The organism is Sphingomonas suaedae, from assembly GCF_007833215.1.
Taxonomy (GTDB): domain Bacteria; phylum Pseudomonadota; class Alphaproteobacteria; order Sphingomonadales; family Sphingomonadaceae; genus Sphingomonas; species Sphingomonas suaedae.
Genome location: NZ_CP042239.1, coordinates 48,354 through 74,333, shown reverse-complemented (window position 1 = coordinate 74,333; position 25,980 = coordinate 48,354). Strand labels below are relative to the sequence as shown.

The window sequence follows — 25,980 nt, the reverse complement described above, 5'->3', positions numbered from 1 at the left end:
AGTCTTGAATATCAGTCGTTCGGATAGGGGCGGTGCAGCGCGATCTCGCGGTTGAGCTCGACCCCGAAACCGGGCTTGTCGAGCTCGCTCGCGCGGATCCTGCCATTCACGGGGACCGGTTCGCCCAACAGCTGCGGGGCGAACATCGGCACCACTTCGGTCGGGCCGGGATGCATCATCAGGAACTCGGCGAATGGCGAGTTGTGGCGGGTGATGACGAAGTGATAGCTATAAACCGACGACCCGTGCGGCACCATCATTACGCCGCGGCTGTCGGCATAATTGGCGATCTTGATGAGTTCGGTGACCCCGCCGCACCAGCCCACATCGGGCTGGATAATGTCGCAGCAGTCCATGTCCATCAACATACGGAACCCCCAGCGGGTCGCCTCATGCTCGCCGGTCGTCACGAGCAGCCCCCTGGGCGCGTTCTTCTTGAGCGCGGCATAGCCCCAATAATCGTCGGGGCTCAGCGCCTCCTCGATCCACTTCAGCCCGCATTCGTCCCATGCGCGCTGCGCCAGCCGCGTGGCATAGTCTAGATCGAGGCTCATCCAGCAATCGAGCATCAGCCAGAAATCGTCGCCGCATTTGCTGCGCATATCGGAGAGATTCTCGATGTTCTTCTCCAGCCCCTCCAACCCTTCGGCGGGGCCATGATGCAGCGGCAGCTTGCCGCCGATGAACCCCATTTCTTTGGCCAGATCGGGCCGCGCACCGGTGGCATAGAATTGCAGCTCGTCACGCACCGCGCCGCCCAGCATGTGATAGACCGGCTCGCCGCGCAGCTTGCCGAGCAGATCCCAGATCGCGAGATCGACGCCCGAAATGGCGTTCACCACCAGACCCTTGCGCCCATAATATTGGGTCGAGAAATACATCTGGTCCCAGATCTTCTCATAGTCCGCCGGACTGCGACCGATCAGGAAGCGGCTAAGATGCTTTTCGACGATGAATGCCGCCGGCTCGCCGCCAGTCGTCACGGCAAAGCCGACAGTGCCGTCCTCGGCCTCCAGTTCCACGACCAACGTGCCCAGCACATTGATGCCAAAGCTCTGCCGCGACTGGCGATATTCTGGGTAGCGTGCCATCGGCGTCGCGATGTGATCGTCGATCCAGTGGCCCGCGCCCTGATCGTGATAATCCGCCCCGCCGCCACGCACCGTAAAGGCGCGGACATACCTGATCCTGGACAGGCCGGTGAAGCTGGCAGTGGTCATTTCGCAATTCCGTCGAGAACGAGAACCCAGTCATTGCCCGGCTTACTGTCGCCCGGTGGGTCGAAGCGGCGCTCGCCGCGATTTGCGAAGGTGCCGGCGGGCGTGGTGCTGCCGTCGCGCGGGGAAAACCAGCTGGCTTTGACCGTTCGCCCCGCGATGGCGCCGAGCCGCATCGTGAACGGCGCGCCGGTATAACTATAGGCAAAGGCGTAATTGGGGCCGCGGCTCGCGGCGACGCGGTCATAACGCACGCCATTGTCGACGATCATCGCCTGATCCGGCACCCGCGTCAGCATCGGACGGGACTCGATCAGCGCGCGCAGATGGCGCATCTGGAGCGCACCGGGGGCGACCAGTGCCTGTTCCCAATGCAGGTTCGGTTCGAAATTCGCGTCCTTCGACCCTGCGGCGTAGAACTGCATGACGTGGTTCTCACCATAAGTGTGGCCGAACGCGCCGGCCATCACCGCCCACCAGCCATAACGCCGCGCATCGCTCGCGCCCCAGCGCGGCTGATTCTGCTCGTGCAGGCCGTGGGGGATATTCTCGTAGCTCGGCTCGCCATCGATCGTCGGCTTGGGCGGCGTCCGCGCCAGGTCCTGTTCGACATAGCGCCAGCTATCCTCGCCGATCGCGTTCGGCCCCTCCTGACGATAGGCGCGGTGGCCCGACTGGAACATGTTGAAGTCGAGCCACGGTGCCTGATGCCATTGCCAGGATGATGCGGTGCGCCCGATGGGGTGGAACGTCATCAACTGGCGGGGCGCGATGCCCTTGATCGTCGTGCCAAGCGCGTCCCACACCGCGCTATTCTGTTCCGACCGCGTGTCGCCGCCGTTCAGCCAGATGATGTTCGACCGCTTGCCATAGCGCTCGGCAAGAAAGCGGCCATAGGTCGGCGCGTTGGCGGCGGTCAGCTGCTTCTGCATTGCCAGATCGCCCCAGGCGGGGACCAGCGCCAGATACATGCCATGCGCCGCCGCGCGATCGGCGACCCAGTCGAGATGGTCCCAATAATCATATTCACCGGGTTTGGCAGGGTCCGCGCCCGGTGTCGTGTGCGGGCGCCCCGGATTTCCATCGACCAGTGCCGGGGCACCCGCGCGGCTGGTCATCTTCGCCGTGTGCAGGACCATGACCTGCACCACGTTGAAGCCCTGCGCGCGTCGCGCCGCCAAATAGCGTTCGGTCTCGTCGCGATCGAGGCGGCTGAGCAGCAGCCAGGCGGTATCGCCGAGCCAGAAGAACGGACGATCGCCCGCAACCAGATAGCGGTGGTTATCGGATACACGCAGCGGCGACAGTTCGCCCTGCGCCCCGACCGGCAATGCCATGAGCAGCGCGAAAGTCAGGATCAAGCTGCGCACTATGCCGGTCATCCCACTCCACCTTTCGCACCGGCTCTATCGGCTGCGCCCCCTTCAGGTCAACATACATATTATGAATTACTGGAGGTTCACGAACGCTCCGCCGTCGACGAGCAACGCCGCGCCCGTCACATATTGCGCCATGTCGGAGGCGAGGAAGACGATCGGTCCGGCCAGATCGTCAGCCTCGCCCAACCGCCCGAGCGGAATGCGCGCGGTCACGCGGTCGCGCTTGTCTTGATCGGCGAGATCGTCCCTGTTGATCTCGGTCAGGATGGTACCGGGCAGCACCGAATTGCAGCGGATGCCGTGCTTGCCGAGCGCGATCGCCGCGGACTGCATCAGCGAGTGCACCCCGGCCTTGGTCGGGGTGTAGTGCGTCTGATACTCGCCGCCGACCAGCGCCGAGATGGATGAGACCGCGACGATCGCCCCGCCCTCGCCCTGCTTCACCATCTGGTTCGCCGCCGCCTGCACCATGTAATAAGCGCCGTGCAGATTGACGCGGAAGGTGCGGTCCACAGTCTCGACCGGCATGTCGAGAAAGGCATGGAACGGGCAGATGCCGGCATTCGACACCATCACGTCCACCCGCCCGAACGCCGCGACTGCCTTGTCCACAAAATCGCCCGCCGTGGCCGGATCGGCGACATCGCCCTTCATCGCCAGTGCGCGCTGGCCCAGCGCCTCGATCTCCGCGACGCAGGACGCCGCCTTGTCGTCGCTCGACGCATAGTTGATGGCGACATCCGCCCCGTGTCGCGCCGCACCGATCGCCGCCGCGCGGCCGATCCCGGTCGACCCGCCGGTAATCAGTACGACCTTTCCCTCAAGCAGTTTCACCGAATGTCCTCCGCCAGAATGGATCGGTCGATCGCGTCGATCCGGTTGACCCCGGTCAGCGTCATCGCGACCGTCATTTCCTTCGCGATCAGCTCCAGCAGCTTGGCGACCCCCGCCTCTCCCTGCGCCGCCAGCGCATAGACCCAGGCGCGGCCCAGCAGCACGCCGCGCGCACCCAGCGCCAGCATCCGCACCACATCGAGCCCGCTGCGCACCCCGCCATCGGCGAGCACGGTCAGCCGGTCCCCCACTGCCGCCGCAATTGCCGGCAGCGCGCGCGCGCTCGACAACACGCCATCAAGCTGACGTCCGCCATGATTCGACACGACGATCCCGTCCGCGCCGATCGCTGCCGCCTCACGCGCGTCATCGGGGTCGAGAATCCCCTTGATGATCAGCGGCCCGTCCCAAACCTCCCGGATCCAGTCGAGATCCTTCCACTGGATCGACGGATCGAAATTGCGCCCCAGCCAGCCCATATAGTCGTTGAGCCCGCTGTCCTTGCCCAGCACGGGAAGCAGATTGCCCAGCATATGCGGCCGCCCTCGCAGACCCACGTCCCAAGACCAGCGCGGCCGCCCAATCGCCTGGAGCACCCGACGCAGCGGCGCATGGGGGCCGGACATGCCGGCATGGGCGTCGCGATACCGCGATCCCGGCACCGGCATATCGACGGTGAACACCAAGGCCCGCGCCCCCGCATCCTTCGCCCGCGCGATCAGATCGCGCATGAACGCGCGGTCGCGGATGACATAGAGCTGGAACCAGAACGGGTCGGCGACCCGCGCCACCTCCTCGATCGAACAGATCGACACCGTGGACAGGCAGGTCGGGATGCCCGCCGCCGCCGCCGCGCGCGCCGCCTGCACCTCGCCCCGTCGGGCATACATGCCGCTGATCCCGACGGGTCCCAGCGCAACCGGCAGCGCGATCTCCCGCCCGAACAATGTCGTCTTCAGGTCGATGCTGGCAACGTCCTTCAACACCCGCTGGCGCAGCGCCACCCCTGCCAGATCGCTGACGTTGCGGCGCAGCGTCTTCTCCGCATTCGCCCCGCCATCGGCATAGTCGAACAGGAAGCGCGGCACGCGCCGCCGTGCCGCCTCGCGGAAATCATTGGCGGAGGAGATGATCATCGTCAGTAGCTCGTGAACAGCGCCTGGCGCGCCAGGTTGAGCGCGGTCACCGCGTCCTGCCGGTCCTGCGCCGCCTGCATCGCCTCGAAATCCAGCGTGTCGAGCGCGCGCTCGACCGCCTTGAGGAACCCGATCGCCGAATTGGCCGCCGCGACGCTATCCTCGCGGAACGGGAACTGATCCAGCTGCCACACGCCCTCCCACTGGTTCTTGCGCAACGTGTAGAAGAATTCGAACAGCTCGATCGGGTGGACCGATCCGGCGATCAGGTCATCGTCCCAGCTGCGCAGATTGTCGTTCACGTCCATGCCGAACAACCGGCCATGGTCGATCGCAAGCTGCGCCGCATCCGCCGGGCTTTCGCCGCCATAGAGCGAGTGGCCGAAGTCGAGCAGGATGCCGACATTGGGCACGCCCATCTTCTCGATGCCGAGCAAGGTGCGCGCGACGCTGTCATAGCTCATGTGCACGCGCGGCTCGCGCGGCTTGTATTCGATCACGAAGTTGAGGTCGGGGTTCTGGCCGGCCAGCTCCGCCACGCCATCGATACTCATCTGCCACAATTTGCGGTGGTCGACCTGAAAGGGATAGTCCCAGCCATCCTGCCCCGGCCACAGCTTCACATAGTTCGCGCCGAAGCGCCGCACGACGTTCGCGGCGTCGTTGCACATTTCGTTGGCAAGGCGGCGGACGCCCGGATCGGGGTTGGTAAAGGCACCCTTGGCGAATTTCTGCGTGTAGATTTCCGGCGTGATGCCGATGACCGAGAGATTGTTGCGCTTCAGCGCCGCCTCGACCGCATCGAGCGACAGGTCGGGGTCGGCAAAGGGATAGTTGATGTCGACCACCGACAGGTCATCGACCTGCCCCGCAAGATCGATCATGTCGATCAGGGTACGCGGCGGGCCATAGCCGTCGGTCGCATAGCGATCGACATAGGTCGCGAAATGCCAGATTCCGGCGCCATATTTCTGCTTTCCCACGATGCTCGATCCTCAGTCTGCTGGAAGGGGTTTCAGGCGATCCTCACCTGGACGCCCGCGCGTTCGATCGCGGCGCGATCCGCCGCGCTGATGCCCGCGTCGGTAATCATGATGTCGACCAGGTCGATGTCGCCCAGCGCCGTGAAGGAGCGCTGGCCGATCTTGCTCGAATCGGCGACCAGCACGACGCGCTCCGCCGCCTCGATCATCGCACGCTTCACTGGAATGTCGGACAAGGCAGGATAGGTCAGCCCCGCGCGCAGATCGACCGCCGCGGTGGCGAGGAACAATGTCTGCGCGAACAGGCCACGGAAATAGTCGGCCGACCGTTCGCCTGAGAGCGACAGCGTCGGCGCCTTGAAATGCCCACCGGACATATGGACGTCGAAGCCGGGTTCCGCGCCGAGCATCAGCGCGATGTTGAGCGCATTGGTGATGACGGTCATGTCGCGGCGACCGAGCAATTGTGCGGCAACTTCGGTGGTGGTCGATCCGGAGTCGAGGATGATCGTCTCGCCATCGCCCACCAGTTCGGCCGCCAAGCGCCCGATCGCGCGCTTGGCGTCCATATTGTCGACATGCTGGAGCGCCATCGCGCGCACCTGTTGCGTCACCGATTTCAGGAAGGCACCGCCGTGCCTGCGCGTGACATAGCCCTCCGACTCGAGCTTTTCGAGGTCCTGGCGAACGGTGACCTCCGACACGTCGAACGCCTCGGCGAGGACGCGGACACGGGCGCTTCCCTCCTCCTGCAGCCAGGCGAGGATGCCCGCACGCCGCGCCTCCCCCAGCGCCCGGGCGCGCGAACCGCCGCCGGTCGTCGGGGGTGCCGAACCTGCCGGACTCGTCTTCGCCATTATCTCTCCGCCATACCGCCCGGGCCCTTCGGACACGCGCATATCTATTTTGGATTTTCGATAACTGTCAACTCGAGCATCAAAGATGGCATAATCGAAACTTATCGAAAGCAATATGCTTGTCACCGGGTCCAAACCGGCGTATTTGCCGCGCCGGAGAGGTAATACATGTCATCAATTCGTCCGTCCATGCCCCCGCGCAACGGCGTTTCGATTCAAGCGCGTGCACGGCACGTGCGCGAACGCGCAAACTGGATGCGGCGGCGCCTGTTGCAAATGATCGTCGATGCAGGTCAGGGGCATCCGGGTGGCGACCTGTCCGCGACGGACATCATTGCCGCGCTGTATTTCGATTCGCTTCGGATCGATCCCTCGGCCCCGAACGCGCCCGACCGCGATCGCTTCGTGATGTCGAAGGGGCATTGTACCGGCGCACTCTACTCCGCGCTGGCCGGAGCGGGCTTTTTCCCTGAGGCCGAACTCGACACCTATCTCAAGCCCCAGTCGCGCCTGAACGGTCATCCCAACCGCGTCTATCTGCCTGGCGTGGAGACCAATACCGGGCCGTTAGGACATGGATTGCCGGTCGCGGTCGGAATCGCCGTGGCGGGTCAGATAGATGCGGCGGATTACCATGTCTTCGCACTGACCGGCGACGGTGAGCTTCAGGAAGGGAGCATGTGGGAGGCGGCGATGTTCGCCGGTCATCGCGGCCTTGGCAACCTCACCGTCATCGTTGATCGCAACCGTCTGCAACAGGGCGCGCAGACCGAGGAGACCAACGGGCTGGAGCCGCTTGCCGACAAGTGGCGTGCCTTTGGCTGGGACGTGGTGGGGATCGATGGTCACGATCACGCCGCGATCCTTTGTGCTCTGGATGACACGCGCGCGCCCCGCAGCCGACCGCGCGTCATCATCGCGGACACGCACAAGGGCCAGGGGGTCAGCTTCATGCGCGATCAGGCCGGCTGGCATCATGGCGTCCCCAATGCCGAGCAATTCGCCCAGGCGATCGGCGAACTCGAAGCGGAGATGCAGTAATGGGAGCGCCAGCCCCTTCAATCGACCTGTTCGACTGCCGCGACGCCTATGTACGCGCGGTCGAGGAACTGGCGGCGCAGGACGACCGCATCGTCGCGGTGGTCAATGACTCGGTCGGCTCGTCCAAGCTGGGCAAGTTCCGCGACCGCTTCCCCGAACGGCTCATCAATGTCGGCATCGCCGAACAGAATATGGTCGGCGTCGGCGCGGGGCTGGCCAATGGCGGCAAGATCCCGTTCGTCAGTGGCGCATCGTGCTTCCTCACCGCCCGCGCGATGGAACAGATAAAGGCGGACTGCGCCTACAGCCAGCAGAATGTGAAGCTGTGCGGGATATCCTCCGGCGTCGCCTATGGCGAGTTGGGGGCGACGCATCACAGTATCGAGGACGTGGCATGGCTGCGCGCGGTCGATAAGCTGACGGTGATCGTTCCTGCCGACCCCTGGCAAACCGCCGAAGCGATCAGGGCGTCGGCGGCGCATGACGGCCCGGTCTATATCCGTATCAGCCGGATGCCAGTACCCGAACTCACCCGCACCGATCCCGTCTTCGCGATCGGCAGGGGCGAGGTGCTGCGCGACGGCGACGACATCGCGATCATCGCCAATGGCACGCTGGTGCACCGCGCGCTCGCCGCCGCCGAACAATTGGCAGCCGAGGGCGTCGCAGCGCGCGTAATCAACATGGCGACCGTCTCGCCGCTCGACACTGAGCTCGTCGCCCAAGCGGCTGCGACCGGGGCGATCGTCACCGCAGAAGAGGGGCTCCGCCAGGGCGGGCTTGGCGGCGCCATCGCCGAATTCTGCGCAGAGCATCAACCGGTGCCGATGCGCCGGATCGGCTTTCCGGGATTCATGCCGACCGGATCCGCATCCTGGCTAATGGAGCATTTCGGGCTCACCGCGACCGGAATCGCGGATGCGGCGCGTGAGCTGATCGCGGCCCGGGGCGGATGATGTCCAGACCCGTCATCCTTGCCATCGATCAGGGAACGACCAATACCAAGGCGCTGCTCGTCGCGGCGGACGGATCGGTCCTGCAATCGCGATCGCGAGCGATGCGGGTCCATTATCCGCAACCCGGCTGGGCCGAGCAATCGGCATCGGATATCTGGGAAGCGGTCGCTGCGCTGATCGCCGAACTCGTCGCCGCGGCGCCCGGCATCCCGATTGCCGGACTCGCGATTTCGAACCAGCGCGAAACCATCGTGCTTTGGGACGCGCGTACCGGCCGTCCGCTCGCTCCGGCGGCGATCTGGCAATGTGGACGGTCCGCCTCGCGTTGCGCCGCATTGCGCACGGCGGGACTGGAGCACGAGATCGTCGCACGCAGCGGGCTGAGCATCGACCCGCTCTTTCCAGCGGCAAAGATCGCGCTGCTGCTCGACGCCGTTCCCGGCGCACGCGAGCGCGCCGCGCGGGGCGAAATCCGCTGCGGCACGATCGACAGCTGGCTGCTGTGGAACCTGACCGGCGGCGGGGTCCATGCGACTGACCACAGTAATGCGTCGCGGACGCAGCTGTTCAATCTCGACACGCTCGACTGGGATGCCGAACTGGCGCGCATCTTCGACGTGCCGATGGCGATTCTGCCTAAGATTGTGCCGTCGGACGGCACATTCGGCACCATTGCGCCCGATGTCACCGCGCTGCCCGGCGGCGTTCCGGTCCAGGCGCTGCTGGGCGACAGCCATGCCGCACTCTATGCGCACGGCATTTCCGAGCCCGGCCGGGTCAAGGCGACGATCGGCACCGGCAGCTCGCTGATGGCCGCGACGCCCGGACGGGTGCGGTCTTCGCGCGGTCTGTCGAGCACCATCGCCTGGAGCCGCCGCGACGGGAGTGTCCAGCACGCGCTGGAAGGCAACATCTCCGTATCGGGCCACGCCGTTGCCTTCGCCACCAGCCTGCTCGGCCTTGCCGACGGAGCGGCGCTTACTGCGCTGGCGCAGCAGGTCCCGGACAGCGGCGGGGTCACCTTCATTCCCGCGCTGGCAGGCCTGGGCGCACCGCATTGGCAAGCCGGCGCGCGGGGCACGATCAGCGGGATGACGCTGGCGACGCGACCAGCGCATGTCGCCCGCGCGACGATCGAGGCGGTCGCATTGCAGATCGGCGACGTGCTCGATGCGATCGCCGCCGACCTGGATCATTCGATTGCCGCGCTGTCGATCGATGGCGGTGCGGCGCGCAACGATCTCCTCGCCCAGATGCTGGCCGATCTTACAGGTCGGACGATTCTGAGGCCGACGATCGCAGAGGCGAGCGCGATGGGCGTCGCGATGCTCGCCGCCGCCGCATCCGGAATAGAGATGCGCGCAGGCGATCCGGTCGCGACCCGGTTCGACCCGGCAATGCCGACGCATGATCGTAACCGGATCAAACGAAACTGGCGTCACGCCGTCGCAGGCGCGATCGCCCAGGCAACGGGCTGACACGGGCCGGGTTGAGCAGGAGGGGATATGACGCAGATCGCCAGCGAGCGGGAGGATTGGAAGAACACAATCCTCGCCGGACTTGCGAACTATATCGATGCGGGGTCGATCGTCGCAGGCGCCGCAGCGCTGGCGCTATGGGTCGAGGCGTACAGCCTCAGCAACGACCTGGTCGGCCTGATCGGCGCGTTCGGGCCGAACGCCATCGCGGCAGGCATCGGCGCGCTGATCGGGGGGCGGCTGTGCGACCTGTTCGGGCGCAAGAAGATCTACCAATATGACATGCTGTTCTACGCCTTCGGCATGTTGTGGCTGGTGTTCGCGGTCAACATCTGGATGATCGTGATCGGCTTCTTCCTCGTCGGCCTGGCGGTTGGCGCGGACATCCCCGCCTCCTGGTCGCTGATCGCGGAGATGGCTCCGGACAAGAAGCGCGGCAAGCATAGCGGTGTCGCACAGGTGCTCTGGTATCTGGGGCCGGTGGTGGTGCTACTGTTATTCCTGCTGCTCGAACCGCTCGGGATGCTGGGGGCGCGCATCGTCTTTGCGCATCTCGCCCTCCTCGCGCTCGCGCTCACCTTTCTGCGATCGCGGATGCGTGAGTCCCGGCGCTGGGAGGAGGCGCAAGCGAGCGAACTCAGCGCCAAACGCGGTCGATGGCAGGACCTGTTCACCCGCGAACATATCGGGTCGATGGCTTTCCTCGCCGGAATGTATCTCTTCTGGAATCTCTGGGCCGGAACCAACGGCTTCTTCTTCCCCTATATCCTGCGCACCGTTGGCAATCAGAGTCAGGCGATGTCGGTAGCGATCCAGGCGCTGAGCTTCCTGATCGGCATGGCATCGATCTATTTCGTCTTCATGCGCTATGCCGACCGGGTGAACCAGCGGCTGCTGTTTGCGCTGTCGGCGATCATCCAGGTCGTGGGCATGTCGCTGCTCGCGATCTTTCCGCTCACGCTCGAGGTCGCGCTGCTCCACGTCTTCCTGATGGCGTTCGGTCAGGGGTTCGGCGCGCAATGCTTCTTCCAGCTATGGAGCTCGGAAATGTTCCCGACCCTGTTGCGCAGCACCGCACAGGGGGTGATGTTCGCCGTGGTGCGGATCGTGCTGGGTCTGTTCAGCTTCTTCGTGCCGTTCCTCACCGCGACAGGATTCACCACGCTTGCCTGGATTCTCGTCGGTTTCCTCGCGGTCAGCGGCATCATCGGATTCGTCTGGGCACCGCGGAACGAGGGCAAGTCGCTGGAGCAGCTCGAAGCCGAGCGCGCCTGATGCGCGTGTCGCGCCGCACGATGATGGGGAGCGGCCTCGCCGCTGCGGCGACCCCCGCCGTCGCCCGAACGCGCGCGCCCGCGATTGAGCGCTGGGGCATCCACGAACTGACCTTGGATGGACCATCGGACGGCAACCCCTTTGACGATGTCGAAATCGCGGCAACGTTCCGGCACGACGGCCGGTCGATCCGCGTCCCCGGCTTCTACGACGGCGACGGCATCTATCGCATCCGGTTCAGCCCGCCGGAGACCGGGCCATGGGACTGGACGACCGAGAGCAACATCGCCCCGCTGAACGGCAAGGTGGGCAGATTCGACTGCATCGCTCCATCGCCCGGCAATCACAGCCCGGTTCGGGTCTCGCCGGACGGCTTTCACTTCGTTCATGCCGACGGCACGCCATTCCGGCAGATCGGCACCACCTGCTACAGCTGGGCGCTCCAGTCCGACGCCAAATGCGCCCAGACGCTGGAAACGCTGCGCTCGGCTCCGTTCAACAAGCTGCGGATGCTGGTCTTCCCCAATGTCCCGTCGGTCGCGACCAATCCCTTCGTCCGCACCGGGACCGGTTCGCGCGATTGGGACCCGACTCGCTTCGACCCAGCCTATTTCCGCCGCTACGAGGACCGCATTCTCCGCCTCCGCCAACTCGGCATCCAGGCTGATGTCATCCTGTTCCACCCCTATGACGAGGCGCGCGGCTATAGCGACATGCGGCGCACCGATGACGAGCGCTATGTCCGCTACGTCGCCGCCCGCTGGGGCGCCTATCGCAATCTGTGGTGGTCGATGGCGAACGAATGGGATCTGGTGAAATCGAAGAGCGTCGACGATTGGGACCATCTGTTTCGGGTGCTGGTCGCCGCCGATCCGCATGACCGGTTGCGCTCGATCCACCAGATTCGCCGCTATTACGACCATCGCAAGCCATGGATCACGCACGCCAGCGTCCAGAACGGCCCAGCCGTCATGGACGACATCCGCGCCGCGCAGCACCGCGAATTCGCGCTCAAACCGGTGGTGTTCGACGAAGTGGTCTATGAAGGCGATTCCGACCAGCGCTGGGCCAATCTGACCGGGCAACAGATGGTCGAGCGCTTCTGGTGGGGGCTGATGGGTGGCACCTATGTCGGCCATAGCGAAACCTTCGCGCCGGACCGCAACCCCGATTTCAGCTGGCTGGGCCAGGGCGGCACGTTGCGGGGTACGAGTCCCCCTCGCCTCGCCTTCCTGCGCAAGATCATGGAGGAGGGGCCGGTCCCCGGCATCGACCCGATCGAACATTGGTGGGACTATCATATCGGCGGCCAGCCGCACGAATATTACCTGAAATATTTCGGATCGGCGCAGCCTAAGTCGTGGCGGGTGACCCTGCCCGGGCGCGACAAGGACCCCAAACACAGCTTCCGAGCCGACATCATCGACACCTGGAATATGACGGTGACCCCAGTTCCGGGCGTGTTCACCATGCAGCAACGCAACCAATATGACGTCCACGACCCCGCCCGGCCCGAAATCGCACTGCCGGGGAAGCCGTGGATCGCCCTCCGCTTCATCAAAGTCTGACCGTATTCCGACAGGAGCAGCTTGTGCCGACCGCTTTTGACCTCTCCGCTCTGCCAACCGACCATGAGAGCGCGACCCTGGCGGGCCGCGTGCAGCTGGCCGAAGGGCCGGTACCGGTGCTGCTGCGCGGCGGCCGTGTCATCGACGTGTCGGCATCCGCAGCGACCAGCGCCGACCTGTTTGACCTGCCCGAGCCGGGGCGGGCCGACGGCAGGGATCTCTGCGCCGTCACCGAGCTGACCGTAGGCGGAGGGGCGTTCGGGCTGCTATCGCCGATCGACCTGCAATGCGTGAAGGCGTGTGGCGTGACGTTCGCAATCTCCGCCATCGAGCGGGTGATCGAGGAGCGCGCGCGTGGCGACGCGGGCAAGGCGGCGGCGATCCGCAGCGAGCTGGAGCAGCGGATCGGCAGCGGTATCCGCACCGTCGTTCCCGGCAGCGAAGAGGCGGCACGGCTCAAGGAAGCACTGATCGACGCAGGCATGTGGTCGCAATATCTGGAAGTCGCAATCGGACCCGATGCGGAGGTGTTCACGAAAGCGCCGGTGCTCTCGACGCTCGGCTGGGGCACGGACATCGGCGTGCGATCGGACTCGACCTGGAACAATCCCGAGCCCGAAGTGGTGATTATCGTCAATGCAGCAGGCACGGTCGTCGGCGCAACGCTCGGCAATGACGTCAATCTGCGCGATTTCGAGGGGCGCAGCGCGCTGTTGCTCGGCAAGGCCAAGGACAATAATGCGTCCTGCGCCATCGGGCCGTTCGTGCGTCTGTTCGATGCGCGCTTCTCCATCGACGATGTGCGCGATGCCGAGCTGGATCTGACGATCGATGGACCGGAAGGCTATCGGCTCGAAGGGCATAGTTCGATGAACCAGATCAGCCGCGACCCGCTCGACCTGGTCGCCCAGACGCTCAGCGAGCATCAATATCCCGACGGCTTCGCGCTGTTCCTGGGCACGCTTTTCGCACCGGTGCAGGACCGGGACGAGGCCGGGCGCGGCTTTACCCATAAGGTCGGCGACACGGTCCGCATCCATTCGTGCCGGCTTGGCACACTGACCAACCGGGTCACCACGTCGCGCGATGCGGCGCCCTGGACCTTCGGCATTCGCGCCCTGTACCGCGACCTGGCCGCGCGGAGCGGCTGAGCTAGCGGGCCGCGCGCTCCAGCTGTCGCGCGGCGTGCGCGAGCGCGATGTACATCGCGCCTTCCGGCACGACATATTCATTCTGGCCCCAGAAGAACGGCCAGTCGTCGCGGCTTTCGGGATAGTCGGGCTTCAGCACCAATATCCCGGGCACCACCCCGCCGGGGATGAAGGAGAAATCGGCGCGGTTGCTGCCATAGGCAACCTCTTTCGACACTGCGCCGACACCCGAAACCAGCGACCGGTCCGAAGCCGGGTGGTGGCCGTGGAGAAAATCGAGCGCGCGCATCACCGGACCGGCATCGACGATCTCCGGAAAGGCGCGGTGGAGGGCGTAGCCGGTGAGGCCGAAGCCGAGGACCGCGCCGCTGCCCGCCCAGCTGCCCTCGGTGATCGGCACGCCGAACGGGTTCGCCTTGCGCATCGCGTCAGCCTGCACCGTCCAGTCGCGCGCGGCCGCTTCCAGCATCGCGCGATAGGCGGACGGCATGTGCGGCAGGGCCTTCACCATGGTTTGCGCGGTAAAGCCGAACCGCTTCAGCATCGCCGGGGCCAGCGCCTCGACCCGCGCGGCATAGCGGCGGTCTCCGGTGGCGAGGAGCAGTTCGACTGCGGCGCCGAATTCCTCGACATCGAGCGGGCCGCCGGTGGTGTTGCCGTGGCGGAAGGTTGCGGGTGGGCGGGCCTGTTCCAACTCCCAGATGCGTTGCGCGCGATTGAGGCACCGCCGCGCGAACGCATCGTCCCGCCCGCGCCATGCCCGCGACGCCGCCGCGAGCGCGGCTGCCGAGCCATAGTCGAGCGCGGTGGCGCGGCTGGTAAAGGCCCAGCGGTCGTCCGGCGTCCCGCTGCGCCCGCCCCTGCTGTCATAGGCGCGCTCATAGGGTTTGAGACTGGGATCGTAGATCAGCCCGTCAGTCTTGCTCGCGGCATCGCCGAGATGGGTATATTGGCCGACATCCGGCTCGACGATGCCGTGGATGGCGTGGCCCACCGCATCATATTGCGCGAGCAGCTGCAGGCTGCCGTGGCGGATCTGTTGCAAGATATCGGGCGTGCCGTCGGGGACGTGCAGATCGACCTTGCGCGCGTCCCAATCGACCGCGACGGTATCGCGATCGATCGCGAACAGTTCCCACGCATCGACCAGCTGGCGGATGACCTGATATTGGGTCTGGGTGCGGATGTCGAAGTCGCCCGCGTCGAGCCAGCCGCCGACCGCAAGGCCGGGGATATGCTCGCCCGGCTTGAACTTCGTGTCAGTTGTAGGCCCCTGGCGATACAGATCGATATGCTCATGGTTGAGCGGCGCCTGTCGCGCGTCGTCGCGGTGCGAATCGCCGTGCCAGACGCGATAGGCCTCGTTCACCGCGACATGGTCCATCGCGACGGGCAGATAGACGTCGTTGGTCTGATGCCAGGCTCTGTCGAACAGTCCCGAGGCGATCGGGAAGGGCGCGGTGCGCGTGCCGCCATAGTCGAGCAGATAGGTGCCGGGGGTCTTCACGCCGCTGAAATCGACCTGAAGATAGCGATAGCGCAGATAGCGGCCCCATTCACGCGCCGCAGGAAGTTGCACCGGCACGAGCTTGCCCGATGCCTCGACGCGCAACAGGCTGGGTCGAAGCTGCCTTTTGTCGTCCCGGTCGAGTTCGATCGTGGCGATCTTGCGCGCGCCGGGCAGATAACCGAGCTGCGAATGGGCGATCACAGGGGGTCGCAGCCAGCCCGGCACGCTCTTCGCATCGAGCGTCCATTCGATCACCTTGCCGCTGCGGCCGCCGGGGATCAGCTGGCGCACGACGTACCAGCCATTGTCAGCCTGGTTGCGCCCGTCGAAGAGCGACAGGTTTCCCTCCCCCGCCGTGATGGTGACGTGCCGCGCCGGGTCTTCGGGCGAGAAGACCAGCTGGCGTCCGGTGGCGAAGGGCAGCGGCTCGGCGCCCGGCCCGTCGCTGCGGCCCGATGCGGGGTTGCGCTCCGCCGTCAGCTGCATCGCATCGGCGGGATGGCGCGGGAATAGCGCAGGACGGCCATCGGCGAGATAGGAGCGATGCCAATAGGCCGCGGGGACGAATTCGAGGTTCAGGCCCGCCTTTCCAACCATGTCGTCGGGGAGCGGCCGGTCGAGCCAGACAGACAGCGCGATCGATCCTCCGCGCCGCTCGGCGCGCACCGTATAGGTGAAGCCGGGATAGCGCATCGCCGCCTCGATCACGCCAGCCGCCTTGTCGACGCGGCGGCTGACGAATTGCCCCGCCGGGTCCCATTGGCCGGGGGTGGCGGCGAGCCGGACATCGCCATTGGTTGCGGTGCGGATGCCCTGATGGATCAGCTCGACGCCGCTGATCTTGGCGTCGGCGAACAGACCTTCATTGACGTTGGAGAAGATCAGCCAGTTGACCCCGGGGGCCTCAAAATAATCGGCGCGGTCGAGCCGCAACGGGGCTTCCTGCGCGCTAGCGGGCACGACAGCCGCACCGATCAGGGCAGCCAGCAGCATATGGCGGCGCGACATTCGGCCTCTCCTCCTTATTTTTGGTAGCGCTACCATATCAGCGCGCGGAGCGGACGCAATGCCCCCGCCCCGCGCCGTCGTTCAGCTTGCGCGCTTCATATAGCCGTGCATGGTGAGCCAGTTGGCAAAGGCGTCGAACCAGCCGGTGCTGGTCGTCTCCTTGGGATACATGCCGAAGCCATGGCCGCCCTGTTCGTAGAGATGGAATTCCACCGGGCGCTGCGCCGCCTTCCAGCTTTCGATCAGGCCAAAGCCGCTACTGGCGAAGAACGGATCGTCGGCCGCCAGCGCCACGAACAGTGGCGGCGCGTCGGCGGGAACCTTGATCGACGCGATCGGGCCATAGACATTGCCGATAAAGGCGGGCTTGGCATCCTGACCAGCCAGCGCGGTGGCCATGGTGAGCATGGCGCCGGCCGAAAAGCCGACCATGCCGACGCGGTCAGGGTCGATGCGCCATTCGCTTGCCCGGCGGCGGATCAGCGCGAAGGCGGCGCGCGAATCGGCGATCTGGGGCGCGAGTGCGGCCATCGCGGCGTCGGGATCCGGGCGCGGCGGACGCGCGGCGGTGCCGGAGAACATTTCCCGCATCGATTTCTCGAAGCCCGCCATGTCGGCTGGCGTCTGGTTCAGCCGATATTTGAGAACGAACGCCGCAACGCCGCGCGCGGCGAGCGCGCGTGCGACATCCCAGCCTTCATTCTCCATCGACAGCGTCCGGAAGCCCCCACCGGGTGCCACGACGACGGCGGCACCGGTCGCCTTTGCCGGATCGGGCAGGAACGGGGTGAGCGTGGCGACGGTTACGTTGCGGGCGAACCGGCTGCCATATTGGCTGTGCCAGGATTCGTTCGCTTTCGCGCCGGGAAGCGGGCCGGTGTCCAGGGTGATCGCATCGGGCTGCGCCGGAATCGCAATCGGGGTCATCCGATCGTCCTGCGCCAGTGCCGTCCCCGCCGGGGCGAGCGCGAGCGCAGCCGACACTGCCCCCCACCGCCCGATCTCACGCACACCGCGCCTGAACCAGTTGCCCTCAGCCATTGCCACTCTCCCTTTTATTTGTCGGTCAATTAAGCCGACTTGCAATGATTTTGACAAGGTAATTCTGATAGAAGTATCTTCATTTTGTAGGACAAGTTGACGGTCACGACGCGCTGGGTCAGATTTTGCCAGGACGCCACCCCCATGGGGCTGACAAGGGAGGATGTATGAAGCGGACAACGCGAAACCTTGCGCGGGCGGGGCTGTGCGCCGCAGCGATCCTCGGACTGACCCGGCCCGCCATGGCGCAACAAAGCCCTCGGGTGCCTCCGCTTGCCGCGTTCTTCCAGCCCGCTTCCGCCACCCCGACCACCCCGGATGAGGAGGGGTTCATCCGCCGCTGGCTGTTGCTGGAACCGATCGCCAAACCCAACCCCACCAACACCGTCTTCACCGGCAACTATGTGCGCGCGGCGCTCAATCCCGGCACGTTTCCCGGCCGGTTCGGCACCGTTCCGCGTGACGGCCAGACGGTCGAGGCGGGCGGGACGCTGCGCTGGCACGCGCTCGAGTCCAAATTGTGGGACGTCAAGCTGTTCAACTTCGCCCAGTCGCTGGGCAAGCCCAAATATGGCGTCGTCTTCTGGGCGGTGACCGTCATCGACAGCCCGCGCGAGATGCGCAATGTGCGGATGGCGGTCGGGTCCAATTCGGCATCGATCTGGTGGTTGAACGGTGCGGAGACCGCGACCCTGTTCGACGACCGGCGGATGGTGATGGACGATGTCCTGTCGGATCGGGTGACTCTGAAGAAAGGCCGCAACGTCATTTACGGCGCGGTCATCAACGGGCCGGGGCTCAGCGACTTCTGTCTGCGCTTCCTCGACGAACGCGGCCAGCCGATCCGCGATCTTGCGATCGATGTGAAATGATGTCCCGAACCGGAGTTCCGATCATGCGCACGTCCTGCATCGCGCTCGGCCTGAGCCTCGCCATCGCCTCCCCCGCCACCGCGCAGCTGGCCGGGGAGGTGTTCATCCACGACCCCTCCACCATCGTCGAATCCGATGGCAAATGGTACACGTTCGGCACGCGCGGCGGCGGGCTGATGTCGGAGGATGGCTGGACCTGGGCGGGCGGCCCGGTGCGCCCTGGCGGGGGTGTCGCCCCCGACGTCATCAAGATCGGCGATCGCTATTATGTCGCATGGGCGGTCGGCGGCGGCGGCATGTCCGGCGGGGCACAAGAGCGACGTCAAGATCATGTGGACCAAGTCGCTCGACCCCAAATCGCCGGATTTCGAATATCATGAAATCGGGACGGTGGCGTCGAGCGACGGGATCGAGAATCACGACGCGATCGACCCCGCCTTTCTCTATCACGACGGACGGTTGTGGCTGAGCTATGGCACCTATTTCGGGTCGATCCGGATGATCGAGCTCGATCCCGCAACGGGCCTGCGCGTCGCGGGCAACCAGCCGGTCGAGATCGCCATCGACATGGAAGCCACCGCACTGATGTATCGCGACGGCTGGTATTATCTGCTCGGGACGCACGGCACCTGCTGCGACGGGCCCAACTCGACCTACAATATCCGCGTCGGCCGGTCGCGCAGCCCGCTCGGCCCCTATGTCGACAATATGGGGATTCCCCTACTCAGGGGCGGCGGGAAGCTGGTGGTCAGCGCACGCGGGCGGATGATCGGCGCGGGGCATTTCGGCCTGATCGACCTGGGCGGGGGAATCGAGAAATTCTCGCTGCATTACGAGGCGGACATGGACCGCAGCGGGCGCAGCGTGCTGGCGATCGAGCCCTTGCTGTGGCGCGACGGCTGGCCGGTCGCGGGGAGCAATGTCCGCCCCGGCACCTATGAGATCAAGTCCGAACGCAGCGGCAATGCCTTGCAGCTCAAGGTCGATTTCGTGCGCATCCCGTTCGACGCGCGGCGGGCATGGATGGCCAAACCGGGCGATCCAGTGTCGCCTATCGCTGACCAGACGCTGGCCGATGTGCAGGCGGGCTGGCCCAAGGACGCGGTGCGGGTCGACCTGTCGGCTTACATGGTCCGGCCCAACCAGCATTGGACGATCACGTCCGTGCCGGAGGCGGGCGGTTGGTTCGGCGCACCATTCTACAAGATCACCATCGCCGGCACCGAGCGCGCACTGGCCGCGACGGACGCGAACGAGGTCGAGGCCGTGCCGGCCTTCACCGGCGCCGACGCGCAATTGTGGCGGATCGACCAGCTGACCGACGGCAGCTATCGTATCACGCCCAAGCGTGGCGCCAAGGCCGATATGGCGCTGATGGCGATCGGCACCAGCACGCCGACGCTCGCCCGGTTCGATCCGCGCAGCGATGCGGGGCGCTGGCGGTTCATGCAGCCTTGAAGGCCGCAGCGGCTGCGATCCGGTGGACCGCAGCCGCGCTTATCGTCACACGAAGCGGTTGATGAGGTTTTCCAGCCGCTCCTGCTTGCCCGAGCGATGCCTGGGCGACAGGTTGGCGCTGACGGCGTGGTCCGCGATGTCGGACAGGCTGGTGCCGTCGCGATGGATCATCTGGCCCAGTTCGCCGTCCCAGCCGGCATAACGCTCCGTCTTGAACGCATCGATGCGGCCGTCCTGAATGATCCGCTCGGCATTGAGCAGCGCCGCCGCGACGACGTCGACGCCGCCGATATGGCCGTGGAGCAGATCGTCGGCATCGACCGACTGGCGGCGCACCTTGGCGTCGAAGTTGAAGCCGCCGGTGGTGAAGCCGCCCGCGCGGACGATTTCGAGCATCGCCAGCGTCGTTTCCTCGACCGAGTTCGGAAACTGGTCGGTGTCCCAGCCATTCTGGTGATCGCCGCGATTGGCGTCGATTGATCCGAAGATGCCGAAGGCGGCGGCAGTCGCGATCTCATGCTCGAAGGTATGGCCCGACAGGGTGGCGTGGTTCGCCTCAATATTGACGCAGACCTCCTTCTCGAGCCCGTAATGCTTGAGGAAGCCGTACACCGTCGCGGTGTCGAAATCGTACTGATGCTTGGTCGGCTCGTGCGGCTTGGGTTCGATCAGGATCGTGCCGGTGAAGCCGATCTTGTGCTTGTGCTCGACCACGAGGCTGAGGAACCGTCCGAAATTGTCGAGCTCGCGCTTGAGATCGGTGTTGGTCAGCGTCTCATAGCCCTCGCGACCGCCCCACAGCACATAGTTGGCGCCGCCCAGCCGCTTGGTCGCGTCGAGCGCCGAGCGGACCTGCAACGCGGCCCAGGCATAGACTTCGGGGTCGGGGCTGGTCGCCGCGCCCGCGGCATAGCGCGGGTCGGAGAAGAGGTTGGCGGTGCCCCAGAGCAGCTTGCGACCGGTCTGCCCCTGCAGCGTTTCGAGATGGTCGACCGCGGTCGCGAAGTTGCGCTGATAGGTCGCGACGTCGCTCGCCGGCTCCATCACGTCGACATCGTGGAAGCAGTAGAAGGGCAGATCGAGCTTCTGGACGAAGCCGAGCGCGGTCTCGCGCTTCTGCGCCGCCGCCTGTGTCGCGTCGGGATTTGCCTGCCAGGGCCGCTGGAAGGTGCCCGCGCCGAACACGTCGGAACCGGGCCAGCAGAAGGTGTGCCACATGCACATGGCGAAGCGGAGATACTCCTCCATCGTCTTGCCGAACACGACGCGGTTCTTGTCGTAGAAGCGGTAGGCAAGCTCGTTGTCGCTGTCCGGCCCTTCATAGGCGATGGTCGGGAACTGCGCGAAATAATCGTTGGCGGCAGGCATTTAGAGACCTTTCTTGGGCGTGATGCGGGGATAGGCTTGGCGGAACAACGCCTTGCGCGGGGCGAGGCGGTCGATGAGGTCGGGTTCGGGCTCGATGCGTTGCGACACGGGCGGCGCAGCGCAGACGCTGGCAGGATCGCCACCGTCGACCGCAAGCTGGGCGAGCCGGGCGGCTCCGAGCGCGGGTCCGACCTCGCCGCCCTTGAGATAGACGAGCGGCACTTCGAACGCGGCGGCGATGATCCGGCCCCAATAGCCCGAGCGCGCGCCGCCGCCGATGACCGACAGCTGTGAAACCTGCGTGCCTGCGTCGCGCAGCGCGTCGAGGCCGTCGGCAAGCGCGAAGGCGACGCCCTCCAGCACTGCCTGTGCCAGCCGTCCGGAATCGGTATCGTTGTCGAGGCCGAGAAATGCGCCGCGCACCTGCGCATCATTGTGCGGCGTCCGCTCGCCCGAGAGATAGGGCAGGAACAGCTCGCCGCCGGTGCCGGGGCCCGACGCCTCGGCGCGGGCGAACAGATCGGCGGCGCCCGCCGCGCCGGTCAGGCGGGCGACCCAGTCGATGCAGGAGGCGGCCGAGAGATGGACGCTCATCTGGTGCCACATGCCGGGCAGGCAGTGGCAGAAGGCATGCACGGCGCGCGCGGGATTGGGGCGGAAGTCGCCGGTAGCGACGAAGATCACGCCCGATGTGCCGAGCGAGAGCAGCGCGTCGCCATCGCGTACCACGCCGACTCCGACCGCACCTGCGGCATTGTCGCCGCCGCCCGCGACCACCGGAACCTGCGGCATTCCCCACAGCTCGGCGACTTCAGGGCGCAGCGATCCGGTGATCTCGCTGCCCTCGTACAGTTTCGGCATCGCCGCCTGCGACAGACCGGTGGCGGCGAGAATCGCGTCGCTCCAATCGCGCCGGGCGACATCCACCCAGAGCGTCCCAGCCGCATCGGACACATCCGACGCCTTGTCGCCGGTCATCCGCAGCCGGACATAGTCCTTGGGCAACAGCACGGTGCGGCCCTGCGCGAACAGCTCCGGCTCATGCTTGCGCACCCACAGCAATTTGGGCGCGGTGAAGCCCGGCATCGCGATATTGCCGGTGACCGCGCGCAGGTCGGGGACCGCAGCTTCCAGCTGCTCGCACTCAAGGTCGCTGCGACCGTCGTTCCATAGGATTGCGGGGCGCAACGGCTGGTCATCCGCGCCCAACAGCGTCGCGCCGTGCATCTGCCCGGCGATGCCGATGCCGCGGATCGAGCGGCGCACCGCCGGGTCGATCGCCTGCACCGCAGCAGTGGTCGCGAGCCACCACGCCGCAGGATCCTGCTCCGACCAGCCGGGATGCGGCCGCTGGACGGTGAGCGCGGCGGTGCCCTGCCCCGCGACGGCGCCCGTCTCGTCGAGCGCCACCGCCTTCACGCCCGACGTGCCGATATCGATCCCCAGGAACATCAGCGGAAGGGATCGATGGTGGGGATGGTGCCGTCGTCGTTGAACTTCAGCTCGGTCACCTTGACGTTGCGCAGGTGGTTTTTCCCGCTGAGCTGGGTGTCGTGGTAGAACAGCCACCATTTTCCGTTCCATTCGACGATCGAATGGTGCGACGTCCAGCCCTGCACGGGCTTCAGGATATGCCCCTTGAAGGTGAACGGGCCATAGGGGTTGTCGCCGATCGCATAGTTCACGAAGTGCGTGTCGCCGGTGGAATAGGTGTAATAGTACTTCCCGCCGCGCTTGAAGACCCATGCGGCCTCGAAAAAGCGCCGGTCATGGTCGCCGCCCAGGATCGGATTGCCCTTCTCGTCCAGGATCACCGCGTCGCGCACGGGTTCCGCGAACGTCTTCATGTCCGTGTTCATCTTGACGACCTTGCCCGAGATGGCGGGCTTGTCGTCCTGCATCAGATCGGTGTCGGAGCCGTTGGGATCATAGACCCCGTCCTTCCAGCGCTGGAGCTGCCCGCCCCAGATGCCGCCGAAATACATGTAGCTGGTACCGTCCGCGTCGGTGAAGACGGCGGGGTCCATCGAGAAGCTGCCGGGGATATAGTTGGGTTCGGGCGTGAACGGCCCCATCGGGTTCTTCGAGGTCGCGACGCCGATGCGGAACGCGCCTATGCCGTTCTTGTCCTTGGTCCTGTCGCGCGCCGGGAAATAGAGATAATAGGTGCCGTTCTTGTACGCGGCGTCGGGTGCCCACATCTGCTGCGAGGCCCAGGGCACGTCCTTTACGTCAAGCGCGACCGGGCCGACCGTCACCGGGCCGCCGATCCTGTCCATCCGCAGCACGCGATAGTCCCGCATCGCATATTGGTTGCCGAGGTCGTCATCGGCGATTCCCGCATCGATATCGTGGCTGGCATAGACATAGATCTTGCCGTCGAAGACGTGCGCGGAAGGGTCGGCGGTGAAGATTTCGGTCACCAGCGGCTGGCTGATATATTCGCGGCCGTCGGGCGCGCGGGCGACGCTCGTATTCGCTTCAGGCTCGGCCTGATTGCCCGCGGTCCCGGCATTGCAGGCGGCGAGGCAGGCGCCCAGGATGACAAGCGGAAGGGTCGGGTATCGCATCGTCTCTCTCTCCTCAGTCGCTGATTTCGATCGGCGTTGCGTCGGTGATAGCGCTAACATCTGCTTTGGCCAATATGCTTTAGGTTTAGTCAGAGTTTAGAGCGGATTTTTCTAGCGTGCGGTTCCTGAAAGCGGCCGGATCCCGCTTTCTGCGATCACCCGCTGCGCCGCGTCGGGCCAGACATCGCCCTTCACCGCGACATTGCCTTCAGCGCGATTGTTCAGATAATCGGTCCAGCTTCCCTGGATGCGCCCCGAATTATACCAGTTGCCGGTCGCCCGATTGTCGAGCGCGGTGCGGCGCGGGGCGATCGTATCCTGTGAATTGAGGTTGAGCCAGACGCCGCCGACGCGGTCGATCACATTCTCCCGCACCGTCACATAGCGCGATCCCTCGTCGAGATAGATGGCGATCCCTCCCGCTCCGGCGACGTCATAGATATAGTTGCGGGCGATCAGCGCCCCGGGATCGGCCGAGAGGTGGTAGATCGCGCCGCCATCGGGGAACCATTGCTTCACCCGGCCGACGCGATTGCCGACAATGACCGTGTCGCGCAGGATCGTCGGCGTGTCATAGACGATATTGCCGGGCTGGTCGTAATAGGACCGGTGCCGCCGATAATATTCGGCGCTGCCGCCCGGATCGTTGATCCCCCATCCCCACCCGACATCGATGCCGTCATAGGGCGTGTCGGAAATGTCGTTGTGCATGATCACGGCGCCGCTGGCATATGTGACGAGCACAGCGGCCTGTTCCTTGTAATCATGCGATACGTGCGAAATGCGGTTGTCGCGGATCAGGATGTCGCGAACCGCGAGCTCGGGGCGCGAAGGATGGTGCGCGTCACGCGAAATTCCGCCCGCCATGATCGCGCCGCCCGCAAGGTCGCGAAATTCGTTGCGGGTCACCTCGATCGCGGTCGCCGCAAGCCCGATCCCGGTGGCGTTCGCATCGGGATTGTTGCCGATGCCGAGCGCGATCTGGCCCAGTTGTCCGAAACGGTTGTCGTCGAACACAATCCGGCTTGCCGCCGCCACCTGGATCGCCGCGGGTTGCTGGCGCCAATGGTTGCGCATCCTCTCGAACGCAGGGCACCCCCAGCTGCAGTCGCGGATCGGATCGGCGGGGTAACCGGCGAGCTCTCCGGCGAGATAGGCGCCGCTCTGCTGGCTGACATAGCCTTCAGGGCCGGAGGGTTGCAGCCAGCTGGTGTGGCGGAACGAAAGCCCGCGAAATTCGAGATCGCGCACCGGAAGGTCGAGCGTTCCGCCGATCGACATCAGGTGATCGAGCCGGGGGACGATCACCTCCGCCTGTGCCATATCCTCGCCTGCGCGCGGCCGGTAGTAGAGGAGGCCCGCCGCCGGATCGGCGACCCATTGGCCAGGCTCCCGCAGGAAGGCGAGGTTGTTGACCAGGAACAACCGCGCCACTTCGGCCGAGACGGGCCGCGCGAACGTATCATAGCCCACCAGATTGTTGCGCCAGCCGGGCTGCTGCATGACGATGCGATCGCGGTCGATCCGATCGACCATCGCGTGCCGATGGGTGAACCAGCTCATCCCCTCGACCTCGATCCGCCGCTGGTCGGACAAGTCCGCAAGCGACCGCCAGGCCGGATCGACGATCGCCAGTCCCCAGGGATGGAAGGTCACTGCCGTGCGCGGAATCTCGATCCGCGCCCGTGGAGCCAGCGCGCCGTTCACGGTGAGCTGGCGCGGGTCGATCCCCGTCGGGATGCGGGCGCGCCAGATGCCGCGTGCACGATCGGCAAGTTGCCAGCCGCTGACCCGGGTGCCGCCCGAAATCACCGGATAGGCGCCCGGCGCGCCCTCCCAGCGGACGACAAAGCCATTGCGGCCGCCATCCTCGGCGGTGAAGCGCAGCGGTTTGGCGAGGCGGTAGGTTCCCGGCGCAATCCGCACGGTAACGTCGTTCGTTTCGTTCAAGCGGCGCACCAGCGCCTGGGCGCGGGTGAAGCTGGCGATCGGGCGGGCCGCCGAGCCGTCTCCTTCGTCCGATCCGTCAGGCGCGAGATGCAGGACAACCGGCACCGGCACGGGGCGGATCGGGATGACGATCGAATGGCGGGCGTCCGGGTCGCGAGTCGGCGCTGGTACTTCGGGAAGCGTGGGGCCGGACGGCAAAGATTGCGCGCTTGCGCTCGGCCCTGGCATCCAGAGCGCCAGCATCGCCAGCAACAGGATCGATCGCGCGCACCGCATCTCGGCCTCCCATGATCCCGGCGCCAGGTGTGGCGTGCGGGCTTGACGAGCG

The 25,980-nt window shown here is 65.7% G+C and carries 21 protein-coding genes; 9 read left to right on the top strand and 12 right to left on the bottom strand.

Translation table 11 applies throughout. The annotated features are described in order from the left end of the window. Positions 1-11: 11 nt before the first annotated feature. From rhmD to FPZ54_RS00295, 6 genes are all read right to left on the bottom strand, one after another. Positions 12-1,220, bottom strand: a complete 1,209-nt coding sequence (rhmD, locus tag FPZ54_RS00320) for an L-rhamnonate dehydratase (RefSeq protein WP_145844130.1) — start codon at positions 1,218-1,220, stop codon at positions 12-14. Next, entirely contained in the window at positions 1,217-2,599 is a 1,383-nt protein-coding gene (locus FPZ54_RS00315; protein WP_222428330.1) for a glycoside hydrolase family 140 protein, read from the bottom strand. Before FPZ54_RS00315 ends, rhmD begins: the two co-directional genes overlap by 4 nt. Before the next feature lie 66 nt (positions 2,600-2,665). After that, a complete protein-coding gene (locus FPZ54_RS00310) occupies positions 2,666-3,430 on the bottom strand; it encodes an L-rhamnose 1-dehydrogenase Lra1 (protein ID WP_145844129.1) in 765 nt (254 codons plus the stop codon). Then, on the bottom strand, positions 3,427-4,566 hold the full coding sequence (gene lldD, locus FPZ54_RS00305) for an FMN-dependent L-lactate dehydrogenase LldD (RefSeq protein ID WP_145844128.1): 1,140 nt from the start codon (positions 4,564-4,566) through the stop codon (positions 3,427-3,429). Before lldD ends, FPZ54_RS00310 begins: the two co-directional genes overlap by 4 nt. A 2-nt stretch (positions 4,567-4,568) precedes the next feature. After that, a complete protein-coding gene (locus FPZ54_RS00300) occupies positions 4,569-5,549 on the bottom strand; it encodes a sugar phosphate isomerase/epimerase family protein (protein ID WP_145844127.1) in 981 nt (326 codons plus the stop codon). Between the two features lie 32 nt (positions 5,550-5,581). Next, positions 5,582-6,406: a DeoR/GlpR family DNA-binding transcription regulator gene (locus FPZ54_RS00295; RefSeq protein ID WP_145844126.1), complete on the bottom strand. Its 825-nt coding sequence runs from the start codon at positions 6,404-6,406 to the stop codon at positions 5,582-5,584. A 234-nt stretch (positions 6,407-6,640) separates the two neighbouring features. On the opposite strand from FPZ54_RS00295, the gene FPZ54_RS00290 reads away from it, so the two are divergent. From FPZ54_RS00290 to FPZ54_RS00265, 6 genes are read left to right on the top strand one after another with little or no spacing between them, the layout of a single operon-like run. After that, positions 6,641-7,447 (top strand): transketolase, encoded by an 807-nt coding sequence (locus tag FPZ54_RS00290; protein ID WP_239019658.1) that lies wholly within the window; start codon positions 6,641-6,643, stop codon positions 7,445-7,447. Then, a complete protein-coding gene (locus tag FPZ54_RS00285; protein ID WP_145844125.1) occupies positions 7,447-8,403 on the top strand; it encodes a transketolase family protein in 957 nt (318 codons plus the stop codon). Before FPZ54_RS00290 ends, FPZ54_RS00285 begins: the two co-directional genes overlap by 1 nt. Continuing rightward, positions 8,400-9,881 (top strand): FGGY family carbohydrate kinase, encoded by a 1,482-nt coding sequence (locus tag FPZ54_RS00280; protein WP_239019657.1) that lies wholly within the window; start codon positions 8,400-8,402, stop codon positions 9,879-9,881. Before FPZ54_RS00285 ends, FPZ54_RS00280 begins: the two co-directional genes overlap by 4 nt. Before the next feature lie 27 nt (positions 9,882-9,908). Further along, positions 9,909-11,156, top strand: coding sequence for an MFS transporter (locus tag FPZ54_RS00275; RefSeq protein WP_145844123.1), 1,248 nt, complete (start codon positions 9,909-9,911; stop codon positions 11,154-11,156). Next, a complete protein-coding gene (locus FPZ54_RS00270) occupies positions 11,156-12,724 on the top strand; it encodes a DUF5060 domain-containing protein (protein WP_145844122.1) in 1,569 nt (522 codons plus the stop codon). The genes FPZ54_RS00275 and FPZ54_RS00270 overlap by 1 nt, the downstream gene beginning before the upstream one ends. Positions 12,725-12,747: 23 nt before the next feature. Then, on the top strand, positions 12,748-13,875 hold the full coding sequence (locus FPZ54_RS00265; protein ID WP_145844121.1) for a fumarylacetoacetate hydrolase family protein: 1,128 nt from the start codon (positions 12,748-12,750) through the stop codon (positions 13,873-13,875). 1 nt (position 13,876) lies between these two features. On the opposite strand, the gene FPZ54_RS00260 is transcribed toward FPZ54_RS00265, so the two are convergent. Together FPZ54_RS00260 and FPZ54_RS00255 are read right to left on the bottom strand one after the other, a co-directional pair. Beyond that, positions 13,877-16,393, bottom strand: coding sequence for a glycoside hydrolase family 9 protein (locus tag FPZ54_RS00260; protein ID WP_239019656.1), 2,517 nt, complete (start codon positions 16,391-16,393; stop codon positions 13,877-13,879). A gap of 81 nt (positions 16,394-16,474) precedes the next feature. Continuing rightward, positions 16,475-17,434 carry an alpha/beta hydrolase gene (locus FPZ54_RS00255; protein ID WP_145844120.1) on the bottom strand — a complete coding sequence of 320 codons (960 nt, stop codon included), beginning with the start codon at positions 17,432-17,434 and terminating at the stop codon, positions 16,475-16,477. 167 nt (positions 17,435-17,601) lie between these two features. Here FPZ54_RS00255 and FPZ54_RS00250 point away from each other — a divergent pair, with 167 nt between their 5' ends. The 3 genes from FPZ54_RS00250 to FPZ54_RS00245 are packed head-to-tail and all read left to right on the top strand — an operon-like array spanning position 17,602 to position 19,764. After that, positions 17,602-18,306, top strand: a complete 705-nt coding sequence (locus FPZ54_RS00250) for an acetylxylan esterase (protein WP_145844119.1) — start codon at positions 17,602-17,604, stop codon at positions 18,304-18,306. Positions 18,307-18,329: 23 nt separating this feature from the next. Continuing rightward, positions 18,330-18,686, top strand: a complete 357-nt coding sequence (locus FPZ54_RS20085; protein WP_239019655.1) for a glycoside hydrolase family protein — start codon at positions 18,330-18,332, stop codon at positions 18,684-18,686. Next, on the top strand, positions 18,637-19,764 hold the full coding sequence (locus FPZ54_RS00245; RefSeq protein ID WP_239019654.1) for a family 43 glycosylhydrolase: 1,128 nt from the start codon (positions 18,637-18,639) through the stop codon (positions 19,762-19,764). Before FPZ54_RS20085 ends, FPZ54_RS00245 begins: the two co-directional genes overlap by 50 nt. A 45-nt stretch (positions 19,765-19,809) precedes the next feature. Here the strand turns inward: FPZ54_RS00245 and xylA are convergent, their stop codons facing one another. The 4 genes from xylA to FPZ54_RS00225 form a co-directional block, all read right to left on the bottom strand. After that, entirely contained in the window at positions 19,810-21,132 is a 1,323-nt protein-coding gene (gene xylA / locus FPZ54_RS00240) for a xylose isomerase (RefSeq protein ID WP_145844118.1), read from the bottom strand. Further along, a complete protein-coding gene (gene xylB, locus FPZ54_RS00235; protein ID WP_145844117.1) occupies positions 21,133-22,584 on the bottom strand; it encodes a xylulokinase in 1,452 nt (483 codons plus the stop codon). It abuts the gene before it with no gap. Then, positions 22,584-23,702 carry a glycoside hydrolase family 43 protein gene (locus tag FPZ54_RS00230; protein WP_145844116.1) on the bottom strand — a complete coding sequence of 373 codons (1,119 nt, stop codon included), beginning with the start codon at positions 23,700-23,702 and terminating at the stop codon, positions 22,584-22,586. Before FPZ54_RS00230 ends, xylB begins: the two co-directional genes overlap by 1 nt. Before the next feature lie 111 nt (positions 23,703-23,813). Then, positions 23,814-25,928: a right-handed parallel beta-helix repeat-containing protein gene (locus FPZ54_RS00225; protein WP_145844115.1), complete on the bottom strand. Its 2,115-nt coding sequence runs from the start codon at positions 25,926-25,928 to the stop codon at positions 23,814-23,816. Between the last annotated feature and the right edge of the window lie 52 nt (positions 25,929-25,980).

Bases quoted from the DNA above. Each gene is read 5' to 3' on its own strand.
- rhmD (WP_145844130.1), bottom strand. From the start codon at position 1,220: ATGACCACTGCCAGCTTCACCGGCCTGTCCAGGATCAGGTATGTCCGC.
- FPZ54_RS00315 (WP_222428330.1), bottom strand. From the start codon at position 2,599: ATGACCGGCATAGTGCGCAGCTTGATCCTGACTTTCGCGCTGCTCATG.
- lldD (WP_145844128.1), bottom strand. From the start codon at position 4,566: ATGATCATCTCCTCCGCCAATGATTTCCGCGAGGCGGCACGGCGGCGC.
- FPZ54_RS00295 (WP_145844126.1), bottom strand. From the start codon at position 6,406: ATGGCGAAGACGAGTCCGGCAGGTTCGGCACCCCCGACGACCGGCGGC.
- FPZ54_RS00285 (WP_145844125.1), top strand. From the start codon at position 7,447: ATGGGAGCGCCAGCCCCTTCAATCGACCTGTTCGACTGCCGCGACGCC.
- FPZ54_RS00280 (WP_239019657.1), top strand. From the start codon at position 8,400: ATGATGTCCAGACCCGTCATCCTTGCCATCGATCAGGGAACGACCAAT.
- FPZ54_RS00275 (WP_145844123.1), top strand. From the start codon at position 9,909: ATGACGCAGATCGCCAGCGAGCGGGAGGATTGGAAGAACACAATCCTC.
- FPZ54_RS00270 (WP_145844122.1), top strand. From the start codon at position 11,156: ATGCGCGTGTCGCGCCGCACGATGATGGGGAGCGGCCTCGCCGCTGCG.
- FPZ54_RS00260 (WP_239019656.1), bottom strand. From the start codon at position 16,393: ATGTCGCGCCGCCATATGCTGCTGGCTGCCCTGATCGGTGCGGCTGTC.
- FPZ54_RS00255 (WP_145844120.1), bottom strand. From the start codon at position 17,434: ATGGCTGAGGGCAACTGGTTCAGGCGCGGTGTGCGTGAGATCGGGCGG.
- FPZ54_RS00250 (WP_145844119.1), top strand. From the start codon at position 17,602: ATGAAGCGGACAACGCGAAACCTTGCGCGGGCGGGGCTGTGCGCCGCA.
- FPZ54_RS20085 (WP_239019655.1), top strand. From the start codon at position 18,330: ATGCGCACGTCCTGCATCGCGCTCGGCCTGAGCCTCGCCATCGCCTCC.
- FPZ54_RS00245 (WP_239019654.1), top strand. From the start codon at position 18,637: ATGTGGACCAAGTCGCTCGACCCCAAATCGCCGGATTTCGAATATCAT.
- xylA (WP_145844118.1), bottom strand. From the start codon at position 21,132: ATGCCTGCCGCCAACGATTATTTCGCGCAGTTCCCGACCATCGCCTAT.
- xylB (WP_145844117.1), bottom strand. From the start codon at position 22,584: ATGTTCCTGGGGATCGATATCGGCACGTCGGGCGTGAAGGCGGTGGCG.
- FPZ54_RS00230 (WP_145844116.1), bottom strand. From the start codon at position 23,702: ATGCGATACCCGACCCTTCCGCTTGTCATCCTGGGCGCCTGCCTCGCC.
- FPZ54_RS00225 (WP_145844115.1), bottom strand. From the start codon at position 25,928: ATGCGGTGCGCGCGATCGATCCTGTTGCTGGCGATGCTGGCGCTCTGG.